General features: G+C 39.3%; 1 pseudogene. It reads left to right on the forward strand.

The features are described from left to right. Positions 1-187 precede the first annotated feature (187 nt). Positions 188-1354, forward strand: a pseudogene (locus HT679_RS10830) (IS30 family transposase). Positions 1355-1742 lie beyond the last annotated feature (388 nt).

Here is a 1742-nt window from a genome sequence, read left to right on the forward strand (position 1 = left end):
TCAACTCTTACTATTATACAGGCTTTTCTAACTTTGTCAACACCTTTTTTAAAATTTTTTTACTTTTTTCAAATCGCTAACTTCTCAAAATAACTTCCACTTACCTGACCAAAGTGGAAATTAGTCTAAAACGGATTTTTATGGTGGAATTAAGTGTGAGACGTTTGAGTTAGAAACGAGGTCTACTATGACAAAACATAAACACCTTACCCTTTCAGACCGTAATGATATCCAATTAGGTTTAGAGCGCAGTGAAACCTTCAAAGCTATTGGACAATCCATTCTAAAAGACCCGACTACTGTTTCTAAAGAAGTCAAACGAAACAGACAAGTCCGAGAGTCTACATGCCATAACCTTCCTTGCCCTCTACTCGACAAAGCTCCCTTTGTCTGTAACGGCTGCCCTAAAAGAAGACAGAATTGTGGCTATAAGAAGATCTTCTACCTCGCTAAGCAAGCTCAAAAACAATACGAACAAACTCTTGGAGAAGCTCGTGAAGGAACTCCCCTCAATTCCAAGACCTTCTGGGACATGGACAAAGTCATTTCTGATGGGGTTAAAAAGGGACAACACATCTATCATATTCTGAAAACTCACAATCTTGATGTCAGCTCCTCAACCGTCTATCGGCACATCCGAAAAGGATACCTATCTATCGCTCCTATTGACCTAGTCAGAGCCGTTAAATTCAAAGAAAGACGGAAAAATAATCTACCTTCCATCCCTAAAGAAGACAAAAAAGGGCGTTCCTATGAGGATTTCCTAAATTATTTGGCTCTTAAGCAACTGAACTCTTGGCTGGAAATGGATACAGTTATGGGCAGGATGGGAGGTAAAGTCCTACTCACCTTCAATCTATCTTTCTGTAACTTTATCTTCGCTAGACTGCTGGATAATAAAACTGCTCTTGAGGTTACCAAACACCTCTATGACATCAAGAACACTCTTCACCAAGCTGACAAAGATTTCTTCCAACTCTTCCCTGTCATCCTGACAGATAATGGTGGATAGTTTGCCAGGGTCGATGATATCGAAATGGATGTGCGAGGAGAGAGTAAACTCTTCTTTTGTGACCCTAATCGCTCTGACCAGAAAGGCAGAATTGAGAAAAATCACACGCTGATTCGCGACATTCTACCTAAAGGAACTTCTTTTGACAACTTAACTCAAGAGGACATCAATCTCGTTTGTTCTCATGTCAACAGCGTCAAACGCGCTGCTTTAAATGGAAAGTCAGCTTATGAACTCTTTGCCTTTACCTATGGAGAAGAGATTCCTAAACTTCTAGGTATTTCTAAAATACCTGCAGAAGACGTCTGTCAGTCGTCTAAATTACTCCAACATAAGTTCTAAAAACTAATCTTTAACCCCATTCAAACGTCTTACACTAACTTCCACCATAGCGGAACTTAATCTGAAACGCTTTCAGATGAGGGGATTTTGTGCGCTCTTTTTTTCGATTCATTTTGGTTACAAAAGCGATGAAATCAAGCATGAGTAAAACCAGTGGAACTTACCCTGACACGGATTCTCACTGGTTTTTACGATTTTTATCACACTAACTTCCACTTGGATTAGCGGTGGAAGTTAGTTTGGGAATTTACCCTTTTTTCAAATCTCTAACTTCTCAAAGTAACTTCCACTTACCTAACCGAAGTGGAAATTAGTCTAAAACGGATTTTTATGGTGGAATTAAGTGTGAGACGTTTGAGTTAGAAATGAGGTCTACTATGACAAAACA

Source organism: Streptococcus sp. 4886 (assembly GCF_013276485.1).
GTDB lineage: Bacteria > Bacillota > Bacilli > Lactobacillales > Streptococcaceae > Streptococcus.